General features: G+C 62.3%; 28 protein-coding genes and 1 pseudogene. 3 read left to right on the top strand and 26 right to left on the bottom strand.

Features of this window, described 5'->3' with window-relative positions; translation table 11 throughout:
* Positions 1 to 131 precede the first annotated feature (131 nt).
* From J4E08_RS20130 to J4E08_RS20090, 9 genes and pseudogenes are all read right to left on the bottom strand, one after another.
* The gene (locus tag J4E08_RS20130) at positions 132 to 1,085 is read right to left on the bottom strand and encodes a helix-hairpin-helix domain-containing protein (protein ID WP_502949304.1); all 954 of its coding nucleotides are present in this window, start codon (positions 1,083 to 1,085) and stop codon (positions 132 to 134) included.
* A gap of 234 nt (positions 1,086 to 1,319) precedes the next feature.
* Positions 1,320 to 2,033: pseudogene (gene nuoE, locus J4E08_RS20125) on the bottom strand (NADH-quinone oxidoreductase subunit NuoE); the annotation flags it as partial.
* Between the two features lie 50 nt (positions 2,034 to 2,083).
* Positions 2,084 to 2,410 carry a hypothetical protein gene (locus J4E08_RS20120; RefSeq protein WP_349540006.1) on the bottom strand — a complete coding sequence of 109 codons (327 nt, stop codon included), beginning with the start codon at positions 2,408 to 2,410 and terminating at the stop codon, positions 2,084 to 2,086.
* A gap of 43 nt (positions 2,411 to 2,453) precedes the next feature.
* Positions 2,454 to 3,677, bottom strand: a complete 1,224-nt coding sequence (locus tag J4E08_RS20115; RefSeq protein ID WP_183969864.1) for an NADH-quinone oxidoreductase subunit D — start codon at positions 3,675 to 3,677, stop codon at positions 2,454 to 2,456.
* Positions 3,677 to 4,162 (bottom strand): hypothetical protein, encoded by a 486-nt coding sequence (locus J4E08_RS20110; RefSeq protein WP_221235691.1) that lies wholly within the window; start codon positions 4,160 to 4,162, stop codon positions 3,677 to 3,679. The genes J4E08_RS20115 and J4E08_RS20110 overlap by 1 nt, the downstream gene beginning before the upstream one ends.
* Before the next feature lie 150 nt (positions 4,163 to 4,312).
* The gene (locus tag J4E08_RS20105) at positions 4,313 to 4,921 is read right to left on the bottom strand and encodes an NADH-quinone oxidoreductase subunit C (RefSeq protein ID WP_183969868.1); all 609 of its coding nucleotides are present in this window, start codon (positions 4,919 to 4,921) and stop codon (positions 4,313 to 4,315) included.
* Between the two features lie 188 nt (positions 4,922 to 5,109).
* Positions 5,110 to 5,634: a NuoB/complex I 20 kDa subunit family protein gene (locus J4E08_RS20100; RefSeq protein WP_183969919.1), complete on the bottom strand. Its 525-nt coding sequence runs from the start codon at positions 5,632 to 5,634 to the stop codon at positions 5,110 to 5,112.
* Positions 5,634 to 5,999 (bottom strand): NADH-quinone oxidoreductase subunit A, encoded by a 366-nt coding sequence (locus tag J4E08_RS20095; protein ID WP_183969870.1) that lies wholly within the window; start codon positions 5,997 to 5,999, stop codon positions 5,634 to 5,636. The genes J4E08_RS20100 and J4E08_RS20095 overlap by 1 nt, the downstream gene beginning before the upstream one ends.
* Positions 6,000 to 6,089: 90 nt before the next feature.
* Positions 6,090 to 6,257, bottom strand: coding sequence for a hypothetical protein (locus J4E08_RS20090; protein ID WP_349540005.1), 168 nt, complete (start codon positions 6,255 to 6,257; stop codon positions 6,090 to 6,092).
* Between the two features lie 102 nt (positions 6,258 to 6,359).
* On the opposite strand from J4E08_RS20090, the gene J4E08_RS20085 reads away from it, so the two are divergent.
* The gene (locus tag J4E08_RS20085; protein WP_349540004.1) at positions 6,360 to 7,106 is read left to right on the top strand and encodes a MauE/DoxX family redox-associated membrane protein; all 747 of its coding nucleotides are present in this window, start codon (positions 6,360 to 6,362) and stop codon (positions 7,104 to 7,106) included.
* A 1-nt stretch (position 7,107) separates the two neighbouring features.
* Here J4E08_RS20085 and J4E08_RS20080 read toward each other — a convergent pair whose 3' ends face one another.
* The 15 genes from J4E08_RS20080 to J4E08_RS20010 form a co-directional block, all read right to left on the bottom strand.
* Positions 7,108 to 7,494, bottom strand: a complete 387-nt coding sequence (locus J4E08_RS20080) for a hypothetical protein (RefSeq protein WP_349540003.1) — start codon at positions 7,492 to 7,494, stop codon at positions 7,108 to 7,110.
* Positions 7,495 to 7,497: 3 nt separating this feature from the next.
* On the bottom strand, positions 7,498 to 8,277 hold the full coding sequence (locus J4E08_RS20075) for a crotonase/enoyl-CoA hydratase family protein (RefSeq protein WP_349540002.1): 780 nt from the start codon (positions 8,275 to 8,277) through the stop codon (positions 7,498 to 7,500).
* Between the two features lie 43 nt (positions 8,278 to 8,320).
* Positions 8,321 to 9,175, bottom strand: coding sequence for a hydroxymethylglutaryl-CoA lyase (locus tag J4E08_RS20070; protein WP_349540001.1), 855 nt, complete (start codon positions 9,173 to 9,175; stop codon positions 8,321 to 8,323).
* 208 nt (positions 9,176 to 9,383) lie between these two features.
* The gene (locus J4E08_RS20065) at positions 9,384 to 10,061 is read right to left on the bottom strand and encodes a glutathione S-transferase family protein (RefSeq protein ID WP_349540000.1); all 678 of its coding nucleotides are present in this window, start codon (positions 10,059 to 10,061) and stop codon (positions 9,384 to 9,386) included.
* Positions 10,061 to 10,330, bottom strand: coding sequence for a hypothetical protein (locus J4E08_RS20060; RefSeq protein WP_183969880.1), 270 nt, complete (start codon positions 10,328 to 10,330; stop codon positions 10,061 to 10,063). Before J4E08_RS20060 ends, J4E08_RS20065 begins: the two co-directional genes overlap by 1 nt.
* Positions 10,327 to 12,258: an acetyl/propionyl/methylcrotonyl-CoA carboxylase subunit alpha gene (locus J4E08_RS20055; RefSeq protein WP_349539999.1), complete on the bottom strand. Its 1,932-nt coding sequence runs from the start codon at positions 12,256 to 12,258 to the stop codon at positions 10,327 to 10,329. Before J4E08_RS20055 ends, J4E08_RS20060 begins: the two co-directional genes overlap by 4 nt.
* A gap of 27 nt (positions 12,259 to 12,285) precedes the next feature.
* Positions 12,286 to 12,708, bottom strand: a complete 423-nt coding sequence (locus tag J4E08_RS20050) for an ASCH domain-containing protein (protein WP_349539998.1) — start codon at positions 12,706 to 12,708, stop codon at positions 12,286 to 12,288.
* Positions 12,709 to 12,785: 77 nt separating this feature from the next.
* Positions 12,786 to 14,387 (bottom strand): carboxyl transferase domain-containing protein, encoded by a 1,602-nt coding sequence (locus J4E08_RS20045; protein WP_349539997.1) that lies wholly within the window; start codon positions 14,385 to 14,387, stop codon positions 12,786 to 12,788.
* 52 nt (positions 14,388 to 14,439) lie between these two features.
* Positions 14,440 to 14,811, bottom strand: a complete 372-nt coding sequence (locus J4E08_RS20040; protein WP_349539996.1) for a hypothetical protein — start codon at positions 14,809 to 14,811, stop codon at positions 14,440 to 14,442.
* Entirely contained in the window at positions 14,811 to 15,413 is a 603-nt protein-coding gene (locus tag J4E08_RS20035) for a hypothetical protein (protein WP_349539995.1), read from the bottom strand. Before J4E08_RS20035 ends, J4E08_RS20040 begins: the two co-directional genes overlap by 1 nt.
* Complete coding sequence (locus J4E08_RS20030) at positions 15,410 to 16,948, bottom strand: AMP-binding protein (protein ID WP_349539994.1); 1,539 nt, start codon at positions 16,946 to 16,948, stop codon at positions 15,410 to 15,412. The genes J4E08_RS20035 and J4E08_RS20030 overlap by 4 nt, the downstream gene beginning before the upstream one ends.
* Positions 16,948 to 17,433 (bottom strand): lysozyme inhibitor LprI family protein, encoded by a 486-nt coding sequence (locus J4E08_RS20025; RefSeq protein WP_349539993.1) that lies wholly within the window; start codon positions 17,431 to 17,433, stop codon positions 16,948 to 16,950. Before J4E08_RS20025 ends, J4E08_RS20030 begins: the two co-directional genes overlap by 1 nt.
* Positions 17,430 to 17,822 carry a DUF1622 domain-containing protein gene (locus tag J4E08_RS20020; protein ID WP_183969896.1) on the bottom strand — a complete coding sequence of 131 codons (393 nt, stop codon included), beginning with the start codon at positions 17,820 to 17,822 and terminating at the stop codon, positions 17,430 to 17,432. The genes J4E08_RS20025 and J4E08_RS20020 overlap by 4 nt, the downstream gene beginning before the upstream one ends.
* Before the next feature lie 21 nt (positions 17,823 to 17,843).
* Entirely contained in the window at positions 17,844 to 18,131 is a 288-nt protein-coding gene (locus tag J4E08_RS20015) for a hypothetical protein (protein ID WP_349539991.1), read from the bottom strand.
* 25 nt (positions 18,132 to 18,156) lie between these two features.
* Positions 18,157 to 19,317, bottom strand: coding sequence for an isovaleryl-CoA dehydrogenase (locus tag J4E08_RS20010; RefSeq protein ID WP_349539990.1), 1,161 nt, complete (start codon positions 19,315 to 19,317; stop codon positions 18,157 to 18,159).
* Positions 19,318 to 19,527: 210 nt separating this feature from the next.
* Between J4E08_RS20010 and J4E08_RS20005 the strand changes: the two genes are divergently transcribed.
* Both J4E08_RS20005 and J4E08_RS20000 read left to right on the top strand, forming a co-directional pair.
* Positions 19,528 to 20,892: a sensor histidine kinase gene (locus J4E08_RS20005; protein ID WP_349539989.1), complete on the top strand. Its 1,365-nt coding sequence runs from the start codon at positions 19,528 to 19,530 to the stop codon at positions 20,890 to 20,892.
* 1 nt (position 20,893) lies between these two features.
* Entirely contained in the window at positions 20,894 to 21,313 is a 420-nt protein-coding gene (locus J4E08_RS20000; protein WP_349539988.1) for a response regulator, read from the top strand.
* Here J4E08_RS20000 and J4E08_RS19995 read toward each other — a convergent pair.
* Entirely contained in the window at positions 21,298 to 22,506 is a 1,209-nt protein-coding gene (locus J4E08_RS19995; protein ID WP_349539987.1) for a DegT/DnrJ/EryC1/StrS family aminotransferase, read from the bottom strand. The genes J4E08_RS20000 and J4E08_RS19995 overlap by 16 nt on opposite strands.
* A 90-nt stretch (positions 22,507 to 22,596) precedes the next feature.
* Positions 22,597 to 23,280 (bottom strand): HAD hydrolase-like protein, encoded by a 684-nt coding sequence (locus tag J4E08_RS19990; protein ID WP_349539986.1) that lies wholly within the window; start codon positions 23,278 to 23,280, stop codon positions 22,597 to 22,599.
* Positions 23,281 to 23,393 lie beyond the last annotated feature (113 nt).

Raw genomic sequence — 23,393 nt, 5'->3', positions numbered from 1 at the left:
GCCGCATCGCGTGCCTTGAAGCGCCGTTCCTCCCCAACAGTGCCGCCTTAAGGCGTGACACAACCAGAAAAGATCTGCAAGCCGCGCTGGTGTCGCAGGACGCCCGGACGGACGCCATGCGACAAGAATTTTCAGTAAACACCGCCTTTTTCGACGCGTTCGGAAAAAGCGGTTTCTTCACCGGACGCAAGTATCTTTGCCTGCGCGCGCCACTCATCACGACTCACCCGGCCCTTGAAACCCTGAAGGTTGGCATCAACCCATGCGACCTCCTGGTCCGACCACGCGGCGATCTGATCAAAATGATAGACCCCCAGAGAATGACACGTCTCCTCCAGCTTGGGACCGATACCTTTGATTTCCTTGAGATTATCAGGCTGACCGTTGCGCGGAGCGTCGAGAAGCGCGGGCTGCTTGCTTTCGTCCGTGCCCGTCTTGGCATCGTTAGCGTCAAACTCCTTTTTGCCCGGGTCACGGTCGTTCGATCCCTCTGGCGAACCATCCTTTTTATAAGTCCAGGTGCCTTTGCGTTCTGCCAGCTCGGCCTCCCCGGACAAAGGCTTGGAAGGTTTAAGCTTGGACGCTGGCTCAGACGATGGATCCGCTTCGGACGACTTCCCAACTTCTTGGCTGTCCGCCAATTCCGCGTCGCCGGACAATTCAGTGGATGGCTTCTCACCGGAACCGGACTGATCTGCAACGCCGGCGGCGTCCTCCGCTTCAGGCTTAGAGGCACCTTCAGAGGAATCTTCATGCGCCGTGTCTGCTCCAGAAACACCGTCCGTGTCTGTCGACGCAGGTGCAGTCGCCGCGGCGACCAAAGCCCCCGCTGTACCGGTGACGCCTGCCGCTGCCGATTGGGCACTGACCGTCGCTTCATGCGCAGTCACATCGCCACCGGGTTTAGCAGCGGTAGACACAGGTTTCGAAACCTTGGGAATAGGCGCGCAGAACAGCCAGTCAAACAGCAAACCCAGCAAAACAAAGGCCAGCCCCCCGAGGATCAGAGCAGCGCCAAATCCCTTCCCCAAGAGCAACAGGAAACTAAGTACCCCCAGCGCTCCGGCCATCCCCCAGCTCTTCATCTTGCAATTGCCATCCGTCCGCATATCGGCACATCTCCCATCTGTTCCCTGCACTGGCAGGATTAAATTTTCACTTTCTTAACACTCTTGCCCGTCTCAGCCGCTGAGGCAATTCCGGAATCCGCTCTTTGGACAAAAGCACAACGCCCGGCGCGTGAGCACCGGGCGTTGTAAACCTGTCTGATCAAAAGCTGTTTGCGCAGGCGCGCCCCGCGCGTCTCACACGCTGCGGGTGCCCGACTGGTCGTTCCAAGGCGCTTTCAAAGGCACCTCGGTCCCATCAATCCGTTTGATCGTGTCACCAATGTCATGCGCCAACTGCACAGACGCGTTCATGGTGATCGAAGCGTTCACGTACTCGGTCAAAGTGGTCGCGCCGCCTTTCGGCTCTGAACCCATTCGGCCATTTTGCGGACCCGCTTTCGGAACTTCGCCGTTGGCCAAAGCATCCAACAAATTGCCGAGCTTTTCGACCGTCAGGTCTTCGTAATAGTCTTTCCCGATCTGTGCCATTGGCGCATTGGTGCATGCGCCCAAACACTCGACCTCTTCCCACGAAAACTTGCCGTCCGCCGACAAGACATGCGGCTTTTCGGAAATCTTTTCGCGACAGACACCGACCAGATCCTCTGCACCGCAAATCATGCAGGAAGTTGTCCCGCAAATCTGAATATGTGCAACAGAACCAACAGGTTGCAGCTGAAACATGAAGTAAAAGGTGGCGACTTCCAAAACACGAATATAAGCCATTCCGAGCATGTCGCCGATGGCTTCCATCGCAGGGCGGCTCAACCAGCCCTCCTGCTCCTGTGCGCGCCACAACAAGGGGATGATTGCCGAAGCCTGACGGCCCTCGGGATATTTGGTGATCTGTTCTTTCGCCCAGGCAAGGTTCGCCTCGGTAAATGCAAAGCTCTCGGGTTGGTCCGGGTGCAGCCTGCGCAGCATGTGGTTCGTCCCTATAACTGGCGCATGGGAAGGCCCAAGCGCGACAATCTTCAGCCCGCTTGGGCAACTTCGATGGCTGGTTCCGTCACCGGCACACAGGCCCCGACGACCGAGCGCACACCGCCATTTTCCAGCGACACGGCCTGGTCCCGCGCGACTTTATACTGCGCGATTTCGATAACCTTCTCGCGCGGCAGACCTGTCTGCAGTTCCACAGGCAGGTAATCGGCCTCATTCACCAAATCACAACCGATGGAGGCGACAGACGCGTCCCATGCGGCCAGAACTTCAGGCGTAGCCCCTTCCGGGGCCATCCCAAGCTCCACGCAGCCAGCGGTCAACGCCAGCGCGGGCAAGGCCAAAACCAGTTTCATCATTGTCTTATTCCTCACTTCGGACTCCCTGTCCGGCCAAACCGCCTCAGCGGTCAACCTCGCCGAACACGATGTCCATCGTTCCGATAATGGCCGCCACATCCGCCAACTGGTGGCCAGAGGCCACATGGTCCATCGCCTGAAGGTGCAGGTAGCCAGGCGCCCGCAGCTTGGCCCGGTAGGGTTTATTTGTACCGTCCGCCACCAGATACACGCCGAATTCACCCTTGGGCGCCTCGACACACGCGTAAACTTCACCTTCAGGTACGTGAAACCCTTCGGTGTAAAGCTTGAAGTGGTGGATCAGCGCCTCCATAGAGGTTTTCATATCCGAGCGCTTCGGCGGCGTTATCTTGCCGCGCGCCATGACATCGCCCTGCCCTTCGGGCGCGCGCAATTTTTCGATGGCTTGCAGCATGATAGAAACCGATTGGCGCATTTCTTCCATGCGGCACAGATAACGGTCGTAGCAGTCGCCGTTTTTCCCGACCGGGATCTGAAAATCAAATTCGTCGTAGCATTCATACGGCTGCGCGCGACGCAAATCCCAGGCAAGCCCGGAACCGCGCACCATCACGCCGGAGAAGCCCCAGTCCAGGATCTCCTGCTCTGTCACGACCCCGATATCCGCGTTCCGCTGTTTGAAGATACGGTTCTCGGTCAGCAATCCATCCACGTCCTCAAGGAACTGGGGGAATTCATGTGCCCAGGTCTCAATGTCGTCGAGCAGCGCCGGCGGCAAATCCTGATGCACACCGCCGGGGCGGAAATAAGCTGAGTGCAGGCGTGCACCGCAGGCCCGCTCATAAAAGATCATCAGCTTTTCGCGCTGTTCAAAGCCCCAAAGCGGCGGCGTCAGTGCGCCCACGTCCATGGCCTGTGTCGTCACGTTCAACAGATGGTTCAGCACGCGACCGATTTCCGAATACAACACACGGATCAAGGACGCGCGGCGCGGCACTTCCACCCCGGTGAGACGCTCGATCGCCAGGCACCAGGCATGTTCCTGATTCATTGGCGCCACATAGTCGAGGCGGTCAAAGTACGGCAGGTTTTGCAGGTAAGTCCGCGATTCCATCAGCTTTTCTGTGCCACGATGCAGCAGGCCAATGTGCGGATCGCAGCGTTCCACGATCTCACCATCGAGCTCAAGCACAAGGCGCAACACGCCGTGAGCCGCCGGGTGCTGTGGACCAAAGTTGATGTTGAAGTTGCGGATCTGCTGTTCGCCTGTCAGGGCGTCCTCGAAACCTTTGGAGCCGTCCATCATCAGTGCCTCCTTCTGCCGGATTTCGCCGCGCGCATCAGCGCCAAGCCGTCCGGACCATAATGATGCGCGAACAGACCCGCGCGATCCTCGATCATTTCGTTGGGCAGCCGGGCCGCCAATTCATCTAGACACATCGCGCCGTTTTCCGGCTGAGCCACCTTGCAGACAAAGCCGATAAGCGCCGGCATCTCCAGCTCCGCCTGTCCGCTCTCGGCACAGTTGAGCACAAAGGCGAAGGCCCTGGCGGTAAATTCATCGTCACCACGAGAGACAATCATCTCAAGAAGGTCCCAGATCAAACCACGGGCGGACCCGTCTTCAGCAAAAAAGCCCGTGCAGACCAACGCGTCGGACAAGTCGATCATTTCAGGCAGCAGTTCATTGGCCCAAGCGATCCACTCCTCGCCGCTTTCCAGCATGGCGATGGCCTTTTCGGGCTCCCAGCCCTCACGCTCAAGCGTCTCGATATCCGTTTCGAAGCTCACGTCGCCTCGTATCCTTTCGTTCACCATAAGCATCCCAGCCAACAGTGCCTCATTATGTCCCACAACGGGGAAAAGCCGCGCCTCCGGTCCGAACGGTCCCGTCTGACACGACTTGGGCGCCTTGTCACAGACAGACACCGCCCCCGTCATTCACTTCGCCTCTTCGGTCTTCTCATCTCCGGGAAGCACATATTGTGCACCTTCCCATGGCGACATGAAATCGAACTGACGGTATTCCTGGACCAGCGACACCGGCTCATAGACCACGCGCTTTTGCTCTTCGTCATAGCGCACTTCGGTATAGCCCGTAGTCGGGAAATCCTTACGCAGCGGGTAGCCACGGAAACCATAGTCCGTCAGGATGCGGCGCAGGTCCGGATGGCCGGAAAACAATATGCCGAACATGTCGAACACTTCCCGTTCGAACCAGTTGGCGGACGGGTGCACCGGCACGATGGACGGCACCATTTCGTCGTCGCGGATCGACACACGCAACCGAATGCGGTGGTTCTGATACATCGACAGGAAGTGATACACGACGTCGAACCGCTTGGGCCGCTGAGGGTAGTCCACAGCAGTGATATCCACCAGCGACGAGAATTTGCACGTTGAGTCGGTCTTGAGGAAATCGACAAACCCGCGGATGTTTGCGGGGGCCACGTCGATGTTCAACTCGCCGTGGGTCACATCCCAGGCCAGCACGCAGTCGGGCCGCTTGACCTCGATATGACCACCCAGTTCTTTCAGCGCATCGGTCATGCGTCCACCTTTCTCAAAGCATCAACGGCAACGATGGCCCGACCCGCCTCGGGTGCGGCGGATTGAAACCGGACAGATTGCGCAGCAAGACGCGCCGCAACGGGCCGGACTATCCCGAAACGGGCCGAAACAGCGCCGGAAGTCAGTTCAACCATATCACCAGGATTAAGGTCAGCCATCAATTTACCTCAGCGCACCAGGGTGCCGGTGCGGCGTATCTTCTTCTGCAAGGCCAGAATGCCATAGACCAGGGCCTCCGCCGTGGGCGGGCACCCGGGCACATAGACATCGACCGGAACAACCCGGTCGCAGCCACGCACAACAGAATAGGAATAGTGGTAATAACCACCACCGTTGGCGCAGCTGCCCATGGAAATCACATAGCGTGGTTCTGGCATCTGGTCGTAGACTTTTCGCAGCGCAGGGGCCATCTTGTTGGTCAACGTTCCCGCCACAATCATCAGGTCGGACTGGCGCGGCGACGCGCGGGGTGCGATCCCGAAACGCTCAAGGTCGTAGCGCGGCATGGAGCTGTGCATCATCTCAACAGCGCAGCACGCAAGACCAAACGTCATCCAGTGCAACGAGCCGGTGCGCGCCCAGTTGATGATGTCCTCGGTCGACGTGAGCAGAAAACCCTTATCCTGCAACTCCGCGTTCAGCGACTGAGTAGCGTGGTCACGATCACCGCCAGCGGTGTTCACCCCTGTCATCACTCCCATTCCAGCGCCCCTTTCTTCCATTCATAGGCAAATCCTGCGGTCAGGATTCCCAAAAACACCATCATGCCCCAGAAGGCCACGTCGCTCAGACCCTGGAACGCAACGGCCCATGGGAACAGCATAGCGATCTCGAGATCGAAAATGATGAACAGGATCGCGACCAGATAGAATCGCACGTCGAATTTCATCCGGGCGTCATCGAAGGCATTAAAACCACATTCGTACGCCGACACCTTCTCAGGATCGGGGTTTCGCACAGCGACAAGAATCGCGGCGAAGATGAAAACCAGACCAATGAGTATGGCGATGGCCAAGAAAACCAGGATCGGCAGGTATTCCCGCAGCATGTCTTCCACGAGGCAGCTCCTCAATAACCGGGGGGCGCGACCGCAGCAGGCGCCCGCGACTTTCGTCCGATCACGGCTTAGCCCCGCAGCCCGTCAGGGTCAACAAGCGGCAGCGATATTCAAAAGATTGATAACAAACAAGTTCCCGCCCCATCGCACCATTGCGACGATTTTGGGCACAGTGTCTTTGCCTTCTTGCCCTTGATGCAACAGGATTTTCCAAGGTTTGCCGTCTCGATCAATGGCATCTCGGCTTGCAAAAGCCATCCAGACCCACCCGGGCGTGGTACATAGTCGCGGCAGGAACCCTGATGACGAACCTTGAGTTATCTCAGAGTGTTGCGAACGCTTTTTTGAAAGGAGTCCCCCATGGCACTCGACACCACAGCCAACCATGCCCGGCTTTATCGCATGGCCATGCCGGACCATCTTTGCCCCTTCGGCCTTAAATCCAAAGCGCTTCTCGAATCAAAGGGCTACACGGTCGAGGATCACTTGCTGGAAACGCGCGAGGCCACTGACCGCTTCATGGCGGAACACGACGTCAAGACCACGCCGCAGACCTTTATCTCTGGCGAACGTATTGGCGGCTACGATGACCTGCAGCGGCACTTCGGAAAGACGCCCCCCGAAGACAAGGAAAAGACGTACACCCCTGTCATCGCTGTTTTCGCAACGGCTGCCCTGATGGGACTGGCCATCGGCTTTGCCGCAGGGTTTGGTTCGGCGGCCACGGTCCGCACGATCCTGGCGACGGCAATGGCACTTCTGGCGGTTCAAAAGCTGCGGGACGTCGAAAGCTTCTCGACCATGTTTCTGAACTACGACCTGCTGGCGCGTCGCTATGTTCCGTATGCCTATGCCTACCCCTTCCTCGAAGCGGCTGCCGCGATATTGATGCTCGCCGGGACAGCGGCATGGATCTCCGGCCCGGTGGCCCTCTTTATCGGAGGGATCGGCGCGATCTCAGTGATCAAGGCCGTCTACGTCGACAAGCGAGAACTGAAATGCGCCTGCATGGGGGGATCGTCCAACGTGCCGCTGGGATTTGTGTCCCTGACAGAAAACCTCGTCATGGTGGTCATGGGCGTCTGGATGCTGGCGACACTGGTCTGACCTACATCACGGCGGCGCGCGTCATGACCATGACGTATCCCGCCAGTCCGGCCATCACCAGCGTGACCGGAAACCAGAGCGCGCGCTCTGCCGCGGACGGCGTGATTGCGTTCAACACGCAACTCACGCCGCTGACGCCGAAAGCCGCCCAGCCAGTCCACAGCGGCCACCCCAAGGGAAAACCGGCCGCATTGATAATGGCCAGCGCCTGAAAGATCAGGATCGGGATCGAAACCGCCGCCACCGCGCGCCCGGTCAGTGGCAGGCGTCCGGCATGTCGCCCGCCTTGCGTCCAGGCCCCAAGTGGCGCCCCCGCGATCAACGCCAGCTCGAAAAACACGATCCCGAGACATCCGATCGCATAGAGGTGCGCAATCTGCTCCGTCACCGGTCACGTCACCCAAGGCGCCTTGCGCTTGTCAAAAAACGCCGCGATTCCCGCCTGCGCTTCGTCGGTCTCCCAACGATCTGCCAGCGCCTCGATGGCCATGTCCACGTCTGTCGAGGCCACCTCCCCCGACAAGGACCGAAGCAAACGCTTTGCATCTTTCACCGCTCCCGGCGCGCAGGCCAGGTAGGGCGACACCTCCGCCTGCACGGCAGTGTCCAGATCATCAGCCATCACCGAGCCGTTCAGCAGTCCCAGATCAACCGCCTGCGCTCCGTTGAACACCTTGCCGTTCATAAAGACCTGCGCAGACGCGCGCGCGCCGAGCTTTGCCACCACATATGGCCCGATGTTGGCGGGGATCAGACCCAACTTCACCTCGGTCAAAGCGAATTTGGCCGTATCGACGCCGATCGCGACGTCGCAAACTGAAATCAACCCCAGCCCGCCACCAAAAGCGTTGCCCTGCACACGCCCGATCAGCGGTTGCGGCAGGCGATAAAGTGCCCCGAGCGCTTCCGCGATGCGACCGGATTCCCGCACGCGCGTTGCCCGGTCCATGCCGAACTGCGCGCGCATCCAGGCGAGATCACCCCCCGCACAAAAGGTCGCGCCGTCCGCCTGCAAGACCACAACACGCACCGCCGCGTCGTTGGAGATCCGGTCAACAGCCTCGACGAGTTCGCCCATCATGCGCGCCGACATCGCGTTATGCTTTTCTGCACGCGCCAGCGTGATACGCGCCACACCGTCTTCTGTCGTCTCGACTCTGATCTCTTCCATCTTCTCTCCCACCTCGCCTAAGGCCCCTGCCTAGATCCAACGTTCATCGCGCGGGCCGCATTCCCTTCGCCCGCATCGCCGCTTGCGCCAGAACCGTGCGATCCAATCCAGTCTGATAGCCAAGCGCCGTGACCATATCATGCACGGCTTCGGTCGCGACGTTCCCCGCCGCCCCCGGCGCATAGGGGCAACCGCCCAACCCGCCGACCGCCGCATCGAAAACACGTATCCCCCGCGCCAATGCAACGCTGATGTTGTCCAGCGCCCTGCCCTCGGTGTCGTGGAAATGCCCGGCCAGCCGCTCCGCCGGCAGCTCTTGCAAAACAGCCTCCAACATCGCGTCCACGGCCTCCGGCGCACCGCGCCCCAAGGTATCGCCCAGAGACACCTCATAGCAGCCCATGTCCCGCAAGGAGGCGGCCACCCGCCTCACTGCGTCCGGCGACACAGCCCCGTCATAAGGACATTCGACCACGCAGGACACATAGCCCCGTACGCGAATGCCCTTGGCGCGCGCCGCTTCGCACACAGGCTCAAAGCGTGCCAAACCCTCGTCGATGCTTGCGTTGATATTGGCCTTTGAAAACCCCTCAGACGCCGACCCGAAGACCGCCACCTCATCGGCTTTTGCCGCGATGGCGCGCTCCAGCCCCTTCAGGTTCGGCGTCAGCGCGGCATAGGAAACACCGGGCGCGCGAACAATCCCGGCCATCACCTCGGCGCTGTCCGCCATTTGCGGCACCCACTTCGGGCTGACAAAGGAGGCACATTCGATCCGCGCAAACCCCGCAGCAGACAGCTCATCGACCAAAGCGATCTTGTCTTCGGTCGCGATCTGTCGCGCTTCATTCTGCAGCCCGTCACGCGGGCCAACTTCAAATATCTCTACGCGTTCCATTTCTCCGCTCCTCCATGTTCGCGGCTACGGGCGTTTGCGAACCGGCTCGCGTCCGAATTTCTCGGGGTTGCGTGCCAGCCCACTCCTGCAAGCCGCGTGACGGGGTTTATGCCGCTCCCACCGGAAAACAGCCTGAGGCCGACGCGCGCCAGCGCGGCCGCCGAGACACGAGCGCGCGTCAGCGCTCCTTTGAATATCCCGGCGCGGATCATGCCTCCGGCACAGGATAGAAACTCTGTGCGTAGAACCTCTGCGCCCCTTCCCGCGCGACGCTGCGCTGGTGGGCCGCGCGTTGTTCCATCCGGGCCTTATACGCACAGACTTTGGGAAACTCGTCCATCTGCACGAAAAACGGCGCAGCAAACAGGTTGAACCCCTGCATCACATCCGCAGCCGAAAATCCGCTCTCCAACAACCACTCATGCTGCAGACCCGCTTCCAGACCGCGCAGCGTCTGTTTCAGTCGGGCCACCTGAAGCTTGATCACCGACGGCGACGGTTTCGCCGGAGGCCGCAGAAAAACCATTTGCAGGTTGAGGTTTTCAATAAGGCTGGCCTGCGTTTCCGCGTAATGAATCCATTGCAGGTAGGCAGCGCGCTCCGGGTCATCGACACCACGCCCCAAGCTCGGGGCAAACCGTTCCGTCAGGTATTCGACGATGGCACCGGATTCGCTCATGGCGAGCGTACCGGTCTCCGTTTCCATCTCGATCGCCGGGATGCGCGCCGCCGGGGAGACACGACCAAGCTCGCTTTCGGCCATCTCTTTCGTCCCGATACGATGCTCGATCACCTCCAGACCGCCGAACGTCTCGACGCCGATTTCCTCCAGCAGCCAAAGCACGCGGAACGACCGCCCGTATTGCACATGATGCAGCTTGATCATCAGATTTCCTCCCTAAGCAACCAGACGCCTTTGTTGTCGCGCTCATACCGCTGGCCCATCTTCGGCAACTCTTGGCGCGCAAGCAAAGGCCACGCCTCCAGCACATCCCCGAGCCGCCCGTACCGCGCGTCTGTCAACCGGCACACACCGCACCAGACGGTCCATGTCCGGTCCAGATCCGCCGCCACCGACACCGCGCGCCCAAGGTCCTTTGCAACCTCGGGGCACAGGGTCACGGGGCTGTGGGCCGGCAGCTCGGCAAAGGTCATGCCTCCTCCATCACCACCAGCGCGGCCCCGGCGGCCACTTGATCGCCCTCGCTGACCAAAACTTCGGCGACTGTGCCATCGGCCTGCGCGGTCAGCGTGTGTTCCATCTTCATCGCTTCCAGCACGGCAAGCCGGTCGCCCGCCTTGACCTGTTGCCCGACCTTCACGTGCACGGACACCACGCGCCCCGGCATCGGGGCCAGCATGGCGCCGTCACCCGCACCCTCCGCCGCCTTTGCCAAGGGGTCGATCACATCGAACCGCAGACCAAAATCGGCAAAGACCGTCACCGCCCCCGCACCGACAAAGACACCGCCCCCCGGGACCCCGTCGAACTGCCATCCTGCGGCGCTGCGGGTGCAGTCAACCTGCGCGTCGCCTACGGCCACCGACGCTGCCGTGTCAGAGGTGACCGTGACCTTCACCGTTTGCTCGACCTCGCCGTGGCGCAGCACGACGCCCCGCGGCACATGTGTCCAAAGCGCAAAGCCAACCTCCCAGCCGCGCGCCTCGCTCAGCCCAAGCGCGCCCAGCGCCGCTTCGGCCCAATGGCGCGGCGCCACCTCTGGCATGGCCGTCAAAGCCTCCAGCTCGCGCCCGATCAGCCCGGTGTCCACCTCTCCGGCTGCAAACCCGTCGTGTTCCGCCAATGCACCCAGAAAGGCGAGGTTCGTCACCGTGCCCGCCACCCGCGTCTGTCGCAGCCCGCGCGCAAGTTTCTGCAGCGCCACCGCGCGCGACGGCCCATGGACCACCAGTTTCGCGATCATCGGATCGTAATGCGGGCTGATGTCGTCGCCCGCGCGGACCCCTGTCTCCGCCCTGACGCCCGTCGGGAACGTCAGCTCTGCAAGATGCCCGGTGGCGGGCAGGAACCCGGCGGGAACATCCTCGGCATACAGCCGCGCCTCAAACGCGTGCCCGGTGATCGTCAGGTCTTCCTGCTTGCACGGCAGGCTCTCGCCCAGCGCGACACGCAGTTGCCATTCCACCAGATCGACGCCGCAGATTTCCTCCGTCACCGGGTGTTCCACCTGCAAGCGGGTGTTCATTTCCATGAACCAAAAGCCGTCGGGGCGCAGGCCGTTCGCGCCGTCGACAATGAACTCTACCGTACCCACGCCGCGATAGCCGATGGCCTCCGCCGCGCGCACCGCCGCATCCCCCATGGCCGCGCGCATCTCAGGCGTCATCCCCGGCGCGGGAGCTTCCTCGATGACTTTCTGATGCCGCCGCTGCAAGGAACAGTCCCGTTCAAACAGATGCACCGCCCGTGTGCCGTCACCAAAGACCTGCACCTCGATATGCCGGGGACGCTGGATGAATTTCTCGATCAGCACCGCGTCATTGCCAAAAGCTCCGCGCGCTTCGGCTTTGGCCCGCTCCAGCGCGTCGGGGAACTCCGACGGGTCTTCGACCAGACGCATGCCCTTGCCGCCGCCGCCGGCAACCGCCTTGATCAACACGGGGTAACCCACCTGATCGGCCTCGGCCCTCAGATGATCGGGATCTTGATCCTCGCCCATGTAGCCGGGCACAACAGGAACACCCGCTTCGGCCATCAGGCGTTTGGCTGCGTCCTTCAGACCCATCTTGCGGATTGCGTCCTCCGTCGGCCCGACAAAGACCAGCCCCGCAGCTTCCACATCGCGCACGAAGTCCGGGTTCTCCGACAGGAAACCATAGCCGGGATGGATCGCCCCCGCCCCGGTGTCCAGCGCCGCCTGAATGATCCGATCTCCGCGAAGGTAGCTGTCGCCCGGCGCGGCCGCACCGATACACACCGCCACATCCGCCATCTGCACATGCAGCGCGTCGCGGTCCGCCTCCGAATACACGGCGACACAGCGCAGCCCCATGGCACGCGCCGTGCGCATCACGCGACACGCGATCTCCCCGCGATTGGCCACCAGTAGCGTATCAAACATCGGCTTTCTCCTCCCCACAGCGAATGGTCACGCGTAGTCCTTCACCACACGGAACCGTTCGCACATGATTTCCATATCTTCCGCCACGCCACCCGAGCGCGAGAAATAGGCGCGGTACACCTTGCGCCAGTGGGCGAGATCGCGGAACTCGCCTTGGGCGGCGACAAAATCCTCGTCCATCTCGTCAAACCGGCGTGTCGTGACCTCTACCGTTTCCACCATAAGCGCGGGCGTGCCGTTCCAGTTCAGCGCAATGTCGCGGCGTCCCACCTCCGGCAGCGCATCCCCGCCCCGGCCCTGGTAGACGCGCATGGCCTCCACCGTGGCGGTCTTCCTGCCCGCCCGGACAAGGTCGGTGATCTTGTTGCAAAGCAGTTGTGAATCCCCGTAGCGGAATGTCTCCGCATCCGGGTTCTCATCGACGATCTCCTGCAGGGTCTTGCGGGTCATAGGTTTGGTCCAATTCGTAAAAGCATAGGCGCGGAGCACTCTGCACCCCGCTCAGGATCTGCCACGTAACAGAGCACCTACATGCGGAACACGCCAAAGCGCGTCTCTTCGATGGGCGCGTTCAGGACGGCGCGCAGCGACAGGGCAAGCACCTTGCGCGTCTTGCGCGGATCCACGATACCGTCGTCCCACAGCCGGGCGGAGGCATAGAGCGGATGAGACTGATCCTCGAACATCTCCAGCGTCGGCTTCTTGAACGCCGCTTCCTCTTCCTCGGACCATGTTCCCCCCGACCGCTCGATGGCGTCGCGCTTCACCGTGGCCAGCACGCCCGCCGCCTGCGGTCCCCCCATGACGGAGATCCGGGAGTTCGGCCATGTCCACAGGAACCTCGGCTGATAGGCCCGCCCGGCCATGCCGTAGTTCCCAGCCCCGAAAGAGCCGCCCACCAACAGCGTAACCTTCGGCACCGAGGTGGTCGCCACAGCCGTCACCAACTTGGCCCCGTGTCGCGCGATGCCTTCGTTTTCGTACTTCCGGCCCACCATGAAGCCGGTGATGTTTTGCAAGAACACCAAGGGGATCTTGCGCTGTGAACACAGCTCCACGAAATGCGCGCCCTTGGAGGCACTCTCGGAGAACAGCACACCGTTGTTGGCGATGATGCCGACGTCCATACCGCACAGCTTGGCAAAGCCGCAGACCAGCGTCTCGCCAAAGCGCGGCTTGAACTCGTCAAAGTACGATCCATCCACCACCCGCATGATGACCTCGCGGATATCGTAGGGGGTGCGCAGATCCGCTGGCACCGCGCCGAGCAGCTCCTCGGGATCGTAGCTCGGGTCTTCGCCGGCGTGCAGGTCCAGACCCTGGCCAACGCCACCAAGCGACCGCACAGCCCGCCGGGCCAGCGCCAGTGCGTGGGCGTCGTCCTCCGCCAGGTAATCCGCGACACCGGACAGGCGCGTATGGACATCGCCGCCGCCCAGATCTTCGGCCGTCACGACCTCCCCCGTGGCGGCCTTCACCAAAGGCGGCCCGGCAAGGAAGATCGTTCCCTGTTCCTTCACGATGATCGACACATCCGACATGGCAGGCACATAAGCGCCCCCAGCGGTACAGGAGCCCATCACCACGGCGATCTGTCCGATCCCCTTGGCGGACATGCGCGCCTGATTGTAGAAGATCCGGCCAAAGTGGTCACGATCCGGGAACACCTCGTCCTGATTGGGCAGGTTCGCCCCGCCGCTGTCTACCAGATAGACGCAAGGCAGCGCGCATTCTTCGGCGATCTCCTGGGCGCGGAGGTGCTTTTTCACCGTCATCGGGTAGTAGGTGCCGCCCTTCACGGTGGCATCGTTGCAGATCACCATGACCTGCCGCCCCTCCACCAGACCAACACCGGCGATCACCCCGGCACAGGGCGCCGCGCCGTCATACATGCCATGCGCGGCGACCGCGCCGACCTCGAGAAACGGCGAACCGGGGTCCAGCAGGCCGGCCACGCGCTCCCGCGGCAGCATCTTGCCCCGCGACAGATGCCGGTCCCGTGACTTTGCGCCACCGCCCGCGGCCGCTGCCTCGGCCGCCTCCCGGATCACCTCCAAAGCCGCCAGATGCGCCGTCCGATTGGCCTTGAAAGCTTCCGAGCCGGTCAGAACCGCTGATGTCAAACGCATGTCTTTCTCTCCTCCCCGGCAGGTCGCATGTCCGCGCCCGCCGCCGTTTCCCTCAGGCCTTCACCACAGGCCGTCGCCGCATGGACCACGTGGTCCACAGGCTGCCAAACATCATGCCCAGCGTCACAACCACGAACAGCATTCCGCCCAGCGCCAAGGCACCCAGATCGAACCGCGCCCTTAACCAGTAAGTCAGTGCCAATCCCACTGCGATCAGCACCACCATGCCGACCGTTCCGATCATCCCCTTTGGATCACGCGGGTCGGATTGCAGCCGCAGCGGTGTGTCGCACTCCGGACATGGCAGCACATCCGTCCCGCTGCGTTGCCAGACGCGCTTGCTGCCTTGCTTGCCGATAAAGATCGGTTGCACCGCGTCGCAATCCGGGCAGCGCCGATCCGCCTTTGCCGAAGCCTTGTCCATCACTGGTCCCCCCTGTCACGAGCCAAAGGGCGCTGCGGGGGCGGCACGTCCGCCCAACCGGCGTCCACTGCGGTCTCCGCCGCGCCCAGGTAACGCGCCAATTGCCAAGTCAGAAAAGCGTTCGACAGCCGGTTGTTTGCCTCCCACGCGGTGCACCAGGTCCCGCGCTGCGGCAGGTCGCCCGCGCAATCCGGCCCGGCAGAGCTTCCCTGCGCCAATGCGTAGACCCGTGGATACAACGCCTGCTCAAACGGCCCGCCCTTCTCCGCGACCGCCTCGGGCGCAGGCAAACTGGCGCGGACCTTCTCGGCCAAGGCGTCCTGTTGTTCGGCGAACTCCAGTTGGCAGGCCTGTACCGCCTTCAACGCGCCCTTGCGGTCACACAGCACAAAGCCAACAGACCCGCAGTAGCCAACCCCCCGGGTATCGCCGATCTCGAACTCCTGCGCCTCGCGCATTCCCGTCAGCCCGCGCAAGGCTCGCTCGTACCGCGCGGCTTCCTCGTCCATGCAGGCCTTGAAGGTTGGCAGCGGGTCAAAGCCCTCCGCCTCCTGCGCCATCACGGGCGTCCCGATCGCCAGAAGGACCGCCAGCAGCTTCATGCGTCCTCCTCCGTCGCCATACGCTTCAGCTCCTTGCGGATCACCTTGCCTGTCACCGTCATCGGCAACGCCTCGACAAACGCGACCTCACGCGGGTAGCTGTGATGCGCCAGTCGCGCCTTTACCCAATCCTGCAGGGCGCCTTCGCTGACATCCTCACCCGGTTTGGCAACCACGTAGGCTTTGACGATCTCGGTGCGCAGCGGGTCGGGCTTGCCCACCACCCCCACAGTGGCAACACCGGGATGGGTCATCAGGCAGTCCTCGATTTCCGACGGACCGATGCGATAGCCAGAGGATGTGATGACGTCATCTTCCCGTCCGACAAAGCGCACGAAACCGTCTTCGATCACGCCACGGTCTCCGGTCACCATCCAGTCGCCACGAAACTTGTCCGCCGTTGCCTCGGGGTTGTTCCAATAGCCCAGCATCATTGATGCCGCCCCGCGCCGCACGGCGATGTCGCCTTCCCCGTCACAAGGCTGACCATCGTCCCCGATCACCGCCAGATCGACCCCCGGCACCGCGCGCCCAAGGCATCCGGGGCGCGCCGGGAACAACGCCCCGCAAGAGCTGCCGACCATGTTGCATTCCGTCTGGCCGTAAAACTCGTTGATCTTCACGCCCAGCGCGTCACGCCCCCACGCCAGCATTTCCGCGCCCAAGGGCTCCCCCCCTGAGGCAACGGAGCGAAGGCCGCTGACCCGCTCACCCGAGGCTTTCAGCATCCGCAATACGGTTGGCGGCAGAAACACGTTGCGCACTCCCTGCGCCACAAGCGCACCCAGGGTTTCTGGCGAAAACTTCGCGCCACGCGCTGCCACCACAGGCACGCCCAGCGCCAATCCCGGCATGGCCACATCGAACAGCCCGCCGATCCACGCCCAGTCCGCAGGCGTCCAGAGCATGTCGTCCGCCATCCCAAGGAAATCGTGGCTCATCTCAACGCCCGGCAGATGCCCGGTCAGCACCCGGTGCCCATGCAAGGCGCCCTTCGGCTTGCCCGTGGTGCCGGAGGTGTAGATCAGCACCGCTGGCGTCTCGGGTCCCGTCTCCGCCATCGGGGCGTCCGCCTCCGGTCCCAGATCGGCAGCGACCACAGACACCACGTCTAACGGCGTCAGCATCTCACGCCCCTCGCTGTCCGTCACGACAACGAATGCGCCGCTGTCCTCCAAGCGGGAGCGAAGCGACTCCTCGCGGAACAACTTGAACAAGGGCACGCTGATCGCCCCCATGCGCCAGACCGCGATATGAGCCGCAGCGCACAGCGCCTCTTGGGACAAAAGCACGCCCACCCGGTCCCCCGCCACGACGTTGCGCGCGCGCAGAGCCGCCTCCACCTGACGGGACAGGCGGTAGAGCGCGCCGTAGCTGACCTCTTCCCGCCCGTCGGACAGATCCAGCAGACACAGACGCTCCGGCTCCCGACGCGCCCAGTCATCGCAGACCTGCGCCGCCATGTTCAGCCGCGCGGGAAAGTCCCAATGGACCCCCTCGCGCAAGCCGTCGTATGTCTCCCCCCGGTTCAGCATCAGCGCACGTAGTTCTCCAGATACAGGGCCTGTTCCCCCGTGGTGAGCATCAGACACCCGGTCGCAGCCGGACCCGCCCCGGTGCCGCCGGACCACAGCGCGGCCGCGTAGGTGCAGCGCGCATCGCGGAACGGAATCCAGGCCCGCTGCATCTCGCGCAGGGCATCCGCCTGCGATGGCGCCGACCAGCCGCCTGCCTTGGCTTCGGCATCTGCCGCCTTCGCCTCTTTCATACGGGCCCCGTAGGCCGCATTCAGCCGCGTGTCCCAATAGGCCCGCTCCGCATCCAGGCACCCGCCCATACCGACGGTGGAGTCACCGCCGTCCGTGTCCTCCATGCACTTGTCCGCCGACGCACCGATGCAGGACACGCCCGCGCCCGGGTCTTCCATCAGGCATTGCATCGTGGCCTCTGGCGAAAACGTGACGCCTTGCGCCAATGCGCCCACCGGCAGAACCGCCAGTGCCATGATCAAAGCTTTCATTCTGCGATCTCCCGCTTGAGTTGTTCCAACTCCCGATCAAGGAAGAAGGAGGTAATGGATCGAATGATGACCAGCATCAAAAGGAACACAAGGTCCATGAAGGCAAGGCTCAGCGCCGTGTGGATCACATCCGAGACGATGAACAACTCCAGACCCGACAGGATGTAGCGGCCCAGCGCGATGCGCGCCTTGTTCATCCGCCGCACCCGCGCGCCTCCGGACCCGACCTCGGACACCGTGACCGCCACCACGAACCGCGCGGCCCCCACCAGCAGCAGTGCGATGGCGAACAGGTCGATGCCAGAGGCCAGCCATTCCAGCCCATGCACAACCCACGCCAGTTCGCCGTGCAACACGCCGCCTTCGGTCTTCATCTCCCATATGCTCATATCAACGCCTTGTCTCGTCCGTCAGGGCCTGATCGAAGTTCGCTCCGACACCAGCCCGCCAAAGCGGTTGATGCCGTACTCGCGCACTTCGATCCCCCGGACACAACGCAGATGCAGCCATGTCGTTTCCCCCGGCGTGGCGGTGCAATCGCTGGCCAGCCCGCCGCTTTGCCGGGCGTAGCGCTCCGCGTAATGCGCGATGGCGTCGCTTTCGGTCAGATGCGCGTCGATAAAGCCCAGACGAAAGAACATCAGCGCCCCCACCAGCACGAACAACCCCAACAGCACCCACCACATCCAGCGTGGCATCAGATCACGCCCCCTCGCGTCAAGATTACATGGTGCCCATCAGCTCGCGCCCCACCAGCATCCGGCGGATTTCCGATGTGCCTGCACCGATCTCCATCAGCTTGGCATCGCGGAAGATCCGCGCCACCGGCGCATCGTTCAGAAAGCCTGCGCCGCCCAGCGCCTGCACCGCCTGATGCGCCTGCACCATGGCTTGCTCACTGGCGTAGAGACAGCAGGCGGCCGCATCCTGTCGGGTCACATTGCCCCGATCACAGGCCTTGGCCACCTCGTAGACATAAGCACGGGCAGAGTTCATCGCCGTGTACATATCCGCGATCTTGCCCTGCATCAGCTGAAAGCTACCGATCGGTTGGCCGAACTGGTGCCGGTCACGCATGTACGGCATCACCTCGTCCATGCAGGCAGCCATGATCCCCAGGCCAATGCCCGCCAGCACAACGCGTTCGTAATCCAGCCCGGACATCAGCACGCGCACGCCCTTGCCTTCTTCGCCCAACACGTTCTCGAACGGCACTTCCACATCGTCAAAGATCAGCTCAGCCGTGTTCGACCCCCGCATCCCCAGCTTGTCGAAATGCGGGCTGGTGGAAAAGCCGGTCATCGACTTCTCGATCAAGAAGGCGGTTATCCCCTTGGCGCCTGCCTCCGGATCTGTCTTGGCATAGACCACCAGCGTATCCGCGTCCGGCCCATTGGTGATCCAGTACTTGTTGCCGTTCAGCACGTACCGGTCGTTGCGCTTTTCCGCGCGCAGCTTCATCGACACCACGTCAGATCCCGCAGACGGTTCTGACATCGCCAGGGCGCCCACATGTTCGCCCGAAATCAGCCCCGGCAGATACTTCGCTTTCTGTGCCGCGCTGCCGTTGAGATTGATCTGGTTCACACAAAGGTTCGCATGTGCCCCGTAAGACAATGACACCGAGGCAGAGGCCCGCGCGATCTCCTCCACAGCGACGGTATGCGCCAGATAGCCCAGCCCCGCGCCGCCATCGGCCTCCGGCACCGTGACACCAAGCAATCCCATCTCCCCCATCTCGCGCCAAAGCGCTGCGGGGAATTCGTTTGTCCTGTCGATGTCGGCAGCAAGCGGCTTCACCCGCTCCTGCGCCCAACGGTGGACCATCTCGCGCAGCGCATCCACATCCTCGCCCACGTCGAACTTCATGCTGGCCAGAAACACAGGCTCTCCTCCCTCGTGTTTTGCGCCCGATTTATTGAACGCTTGTTCATTAAGCGGAGAAACACCCCATCCGTCAATGGTCCAGTGCCCGCGAATTCATGGATGAACGCCGCGTCGCTGCGTTTCCACGCCAAGGCACCCAGTTCGGCAAACGTTTCTTAACCCGGCGGGCGCATGATGAAGAAAATTTTATGAAGGCGCGCTCGCTGTATGCCCCGTACCAAACGTCACATCGCCCGGAGCATCGCATATGCCGGCGGGTTTCTCGCCGCCGCCAGCTGCTCTGCTTGGTTTTGGCTGGAACATGATCGGCTTCAGACGCGACAAACCGAGCTGGCCAGCACCGTCTTGCGACTGGAACGTTTGACCGGCTACGTCGGCTTCATCCACGATTTTAAAAATGCCGTATTGCGACCGGCGGAACCCGTATATCTTCAACGGGCAGAGGACCAGTTTGCCGCCGCCATGCAGACACTGGACGATCTGCAACAGATTGCCCAGTCCGAGGCGCTGGACAGTGATCTGAGCGCCTATCGTGCGACATTGCTGAAATATCACGACCACCTCGTTTTGCTGCGCGAAACGCCATTTGATTCATCCAACATCGCGGACGCCGATGCGCTTGTCCGTGTCAGGGACTCCGCCGCGCGCGAAAATCTCGATGCACTCACCGCCCAGCTCAGCCGCGCGCTGGCAGACCGGGCGGCACCGGTCCAGCGAAACCTTGTGGTCAGCTTGGCCGTGTCGTTGATTTTGTTGACCCTTCTGGTGACCGATCAGGTGCAGAACGCGCGCATTCGTGCGGAGCGGGACCGTCTGGAAGCACGTCAACAAATGTTGGAGGCGGAACAGCGCCACAGCGAGGAACTGGCTCAGAGCCTGGACCAATTGCGACAGCTCAACCGGGAACAGGCGGAGTTCACCTATTCCATCTCCCACGACCTGAAATCGCCGACCATCACCGCGCGCATGCTGGTCGCGGCCCTTCAGGAAGACCTGTCTCCCCGCTTGATGGCGCAGGATCAGGAGCTGCTGGACGATCTGGATCAGGTGCTGGGCCGGATGGCCATGCTGACCACTGACATGCAGAACTACACCCAGGCGTTGAACACCGAAGAGCTGCGCGAAGATGTGTCCCTGGACGATGTGCTCGACGGTGTGATCGACGATCTGCGCGCCGACATCGCCAGCGCCGAGGTCAGCATCCAGCGCGCGCCGTTACCAAGCCTGCAAGCCAGCCCGCACCAGATGCGCAACCTTTTGCAAAACTTGCTGCACAACGCGCTGAAATTCGCCCGCACCGACGCACCGCTGAAGATCGCCATTGGCGCCAGTGACGCGAAACCCGGCCATGTCGCCTTTTACATCGCCGACACTGGCATCGGTATCGCGGAAAATCAGCATGACGCGATCTTTCGTCCGTTTGCGCGGCTGCATCTGCGCGAACAATTTGATGGCTCCGGACTTGGCTTGCCGATCTGCCTGCGCATCGCGCGGGCGCACGGCGGCGGCATCACTGTCGACAGCACCGAAGGCGCGGGCTCTACTTTCACAGTCACTTTAAAGGCCAGCTGATATGATCAAGCACTTGATGACCATCGACGACGAACCCATCGACCAGAAAATGTACCGCCGTCTCATCAGCAAATCCGGGATTGTAGAAACCCTGCACCAACCCATGTCCGGGCAGGAGGCGCTGAATTTTCTCGCGGCGCCCGACCGCCCGAAAATCGACGCCATGTTGTTGGACATCAACATGCCGGGCATGAGTGGGTTCGAATTTCTGGAAAAGGCGCAGGCTGCGCATGGCAACAGCTTTGTGCGCTACGCGGTGTTGATGCTCTCGTCCTCCACCCGACGCCAGGATCAGGAACGCGCCGCCGCCTTCCCCATGGTCCGAGACTACCTGGCAAAGCCTCTCACGATCGAGGCCCTGGAAGGTATCGACAAGAAGCTGGCAGAGATAAACGCCTCACCGGCTCAGTCCATTTCATAGACGGTCGAGACCACGGACCGGATGATTCGCGCGATCTGGGCACAGTCTGCTTCGGAAAAGGTCAGGGGCAGCCGCATGTCCAGAAGCCCCCGCAACACACGGTCCGTGGCGGGCATTGGCTGGCTGGCCGCATAGCGCCAGGAGTCGTAGCGCGAGGTAAAGCCCACCGGCTCCGCCCCGCCGAACCACTTCAACTCCACACCGCGCGCCGCACAGCGCGACAGCACCTCGGTGACCTTCTCTGCCGGCCAATCCAGTAGCAAAAACTGGATCGATGACCCGACAGACCGCCCACGAGGATCGCGCGGGATCAACCGCAGGCCGGGCGTGTCGCGCAGTCCGGCCTCCACCACCCCATAGCGCGCATTCCAACGTGCCACCTGTGTCTCCAATCCGCGCAACTGCGGGCGCAGGATCGCCGCGCGCAGATTATCCATGCGTCCCGAGACATTCGGCGTGTCATATTTCACGCGCTCGAACACCTCGGGCGCAGGCGCCGCGCGGTGGCGTTCATACAGCATGTAGGATCCCGACAGCAGGATGGCGCGCGCCGCGACCTCCTCATCGTCGGTCACCAGCAGGCCGCCTTCGCCGGAGTTCACATGTTTGTAGGTCTGCATCGAATAGCATCCGATCCGCCCGTGCCGACCGGAGGGCACCCCCTCCCAAACCGCGCCCATGGTATGCGCGCAGTCTTCGATCACTGTCACATCGGCGGCATCACAGATCGCCATAAGCTGCCCCATGTCACACAGATGCCCGCGCATATGGCTGAGCATCAGCACGCGCACGTCCGGGGCGCTGACCTGCCGCGCCAGATCATCGAGGTCGATCACCAGGTCCTCGGTCACGCCGACAAAAACCGGCGTCGCCCCAAGGCTCGCGATCGCCCCCGGCACCGGCGCAAGGGTAAAGGCATTGGTCAGCACCTTGTCGTCCGGCTGCACGCCCACCGCGCGCAACGCACATGCCAGCGCATATCCGCCAGAGGCCACCGCCACGCAGAACCGCGCGCCCACCATCTCGGCGAATTCTTCTTCCAGCGCCGCGGCTTCGGAAATTTCGTCGCCCACAGTGTTATAGCGATGCAGCCGCCCATGGCGCAGCACCGCAAGCGCGGCGGCGATTCCCTCTTCGGGAATGGGTTCCTGCTGGGTGAAGGCGCCGGTAAAGGTCTCAAGCGTATCTGTCATGACGGTATCTCGCGCGGATCACATGCGCAGGTCAATCGCCTTCGCGCGCGACATAATTCACCGTTTTGGCAGACCCAAAATCCCACGGGCTCAACCGATCAGCCGCCGCACCGCCTCGGCCAATTCATCGAAGTGATCGATGGTTGCGTCGGGTTCCAGGGCCTTCACGCCGTCACCTTCGGGCGAGAACGTCACCAGAAGGCTCGGCACGCCTGCGTTGCGCGCGGTCTTGTGATCGGTGTCGCTGTCGCCGACCAGCAAAGATGCGCCGCGCGATCCGCCGCAACCGTCTACCGCCGCCCAGAGCGGGGCCACATCCGGCTTGCGTGTGGGCAGTGTGTCGGCCCCGATCAACGAGCCGAACAAATCCCGCACGCCAAGCGACCGCATCAGCTGCTCCGCCATGGCCGCGGGTTTGTTGGTGCAAATGCCCACCGCATAGCCATCGCGCCGCAGCCGCTCGACCGACTCCACCGCTCCGGGGTACATGACGGTGTGCACGTCCAGCGCCCCGGCGTAGGCATCGAGCAGCGGTTGATACCACGCGTCGATCAGTTCGTCGGACAGGCGCCCGGCGCGCTCCAGCCCCGTGCTCAGCATCCGCCGCCCGCCGCGCACCGCGACGCCGGCATCCGACACCGGATCAAGCCGCGCCAAGCGCCGCTCTGCGTCTGTCAGCTCCATCGCGTCGAAACACACGTTCGCAGCGGCCACCAGATCGGTGCTGGTGTCGGCCAAGGTTCCATCGAGATCGAAAATTACACAAGGCGTCATGCGGTGCTCCTCAAAGCGTTGGGTAAAGATGTGTCACACGTCGCAATCAAGCGTGAGAGCGGCCGCCTTGCCATGCGCAGTGAAACCTATAGAACGGCCCCAGTTAAAGAACA

The organism is Sagittula sp. NFXS13 (assembly GCF_040148795.1).
Lineage (GTDB): Bacteria > Pseudomonadota > Alphaproteobacteria > Rhodobacterales > Rhodobacteraceae > Sagittula > Sagittula marina.
Note: the sequence above shows the minus strand (reverse complement) of the source record. Positions and strands in the feature narration are given on the sequence as shown.

Bases quoted from the DNA above. Each gene is read 5' to 3' on its own strand.
- J4E08_RS20130 (WP_502949304.1), bottom strand. From the start codon at position 1,085: ATGAAGAGCTGGGGGATGGCCGGAGCGCTGGGGGTACTTAGTTTCCTG.
- J4E08_RS20120 (WP_349540006.1), bottom strand. From the start codon at position 2,410: ATGATGAAACTGGTTTTGGCCTTGCCCGCGCTGGCGTTGACCGCTGGC.
- J4E08_RS20115 (WP_183969864.1), bottom strand. From the start codon at position 3,677: ATGATGGACGGCTCCAAAGGTTTCGAGGACGCCCTGACAGGCGAACAG.
- J4E08_RS20105 (WP_183969868.1), bottom strand. From the start codon at position 4,921: ATGACCGATGCGCTGAAAGAACTGGGTGGTCATATCGAGGTCAAGCGG.
- J4E08_RS20100 (WP_183969919.1), bottom strand. From the start codon at position 5,634: ATGACAGGGGTGAACACCGCTGGCGGTGATCGTGACCACGCTACTCAG.
- J4E08_RS20090 (WP_349540005.1), bottom strand. From the start codon at position 6,257: ATGGCTTTTGCAAGCCGAGATGCCATTGATCGAGACGGCAAACCTTGG.
- J4E08_RS20085 (WP_349540004.1), top strand. From the start codon at position 6,360: ATGGCACTCGACACCACAGCCAACCATGCCCGGCTTTATCGCATGGCC.
- J4E08_RS20075 (WP_349540002.1), bottom strand. From the start codon at position 8,277: ATGGAAGAGATCAGAGTCGAGACGACAGAAGACGGTGTGGCGCGTATC.
- J4E08_RS20070 (WP_349540001.1), bottom strand. From the start codon at position 9,175: ATGGAACGCGTAGAGATATTTGAAGTTGGCCCGCGTGACGGGCTGCAG.
- J4E08_RS20065 (WP_349540000.1), bottom strand. From the start codon at position 10,061: ATGATCAAGCTGCATCATGTGCAATACGGGCGGTCGTTCCGCGTGCTT.
- J4E08_RS20060 (WP_183969880.1), bottom strand. From the start codon at position 10,330: ATGACCTTTGCCGAGCTGCCGGCCCACAGCCCCGTGACCCTGTGCCCC.
- J4E08_RS20055 (WP_349539999.1), bottom strand. From the start codon at position 12,258: ATGTTTGATACGCTACTGGTGGCCAATCGCGGGGAGATCGCGTGTCGC.
- J4E08_RS20050 (WP_349539998.1), bottom strand. From the start codon at position 12,708: ATGACCCGCAAGACCCTGCAGGAGATCGTCGATGAGAACCCGGATGCG.
- J4E08_RS20045 (WP_349539997.1), bottom strand. From the start codon at position 14,387: ATGCGTTTGACATCAGCGGTTCTGACCGGCTCGGAAGCTTTCAAGGCC.
- J4E08_RS20040 (WP_349539996.1), bottom strand. From the start codon at position 14,811: ATGGACAAGGCTTCGGCAAAGGCGGATCGGCGCTGCCCGGATTGCGAC.
- J4E08_RS20035 (WP_349539995.1), bottom strand. From the start codon at position 15,413: ATGAAGCTGCTGGCGGTCCTTCTGGCGATCGGGACGCCCGTGATGGCG.
- J4E08_RS20030 (WP_349539994.1), bottom strand. From the start codon at position 16,948: ATGCTGAACCGGGGGGAGACATACGACGGCTTGCGCGAGGGGGTCCAT.
- J4E08_RS20025 (WP_349539993.1), bottom strand. From the start codon at position 17,433: ATGAAAGCTTTGATCATGGCACTGGCGGTTCTGCCGGTGGGCGCATTG.
- J4E08_RS20020 (WP_183969896.1), bottom strand. From the start codon at position 17,822: ATGAGCATATGGGAGATGAAGACCGAAGGCGGCGTGTTGCACGGCGAA.
- J4E08_RS20015 (WP_349539991.1), bottom strand. From the start codon at position 18,131: ATGCCACGCTGGATGTGGTGGGTGCTGTTGGGGTTGTTCGTGCTGGTG.
- J4E08_RS20005 (WP_349539989.1), top strand. From the start codon at position 19,528: ATGCCCCGTACCAAACGTCACATCGCCCGGAGCATCGCATATGCCGGC.
- J4E08_RS20000 (WP_349539988.1), top strand. From the start codon at position 20,894: ATGATCAAGCACTTGATGACCATCGACGACGAACCCATCGACCAGAAA.
- J4E08_RS19995 (WP_349539987.1), bottom strand. From the start codon at position 22,506: ATGACAGATACGCTTGAGACCTTTACCGGCGCCTTCACCCAGCAGGAA.
- J4E08_RS19990 (WP_349539986.1), bottom strand. From the start codon at position 23,280: ATGACGCCTTGTGTAATTTTCGATCTCGATGGAACCTTGGCCGACACC.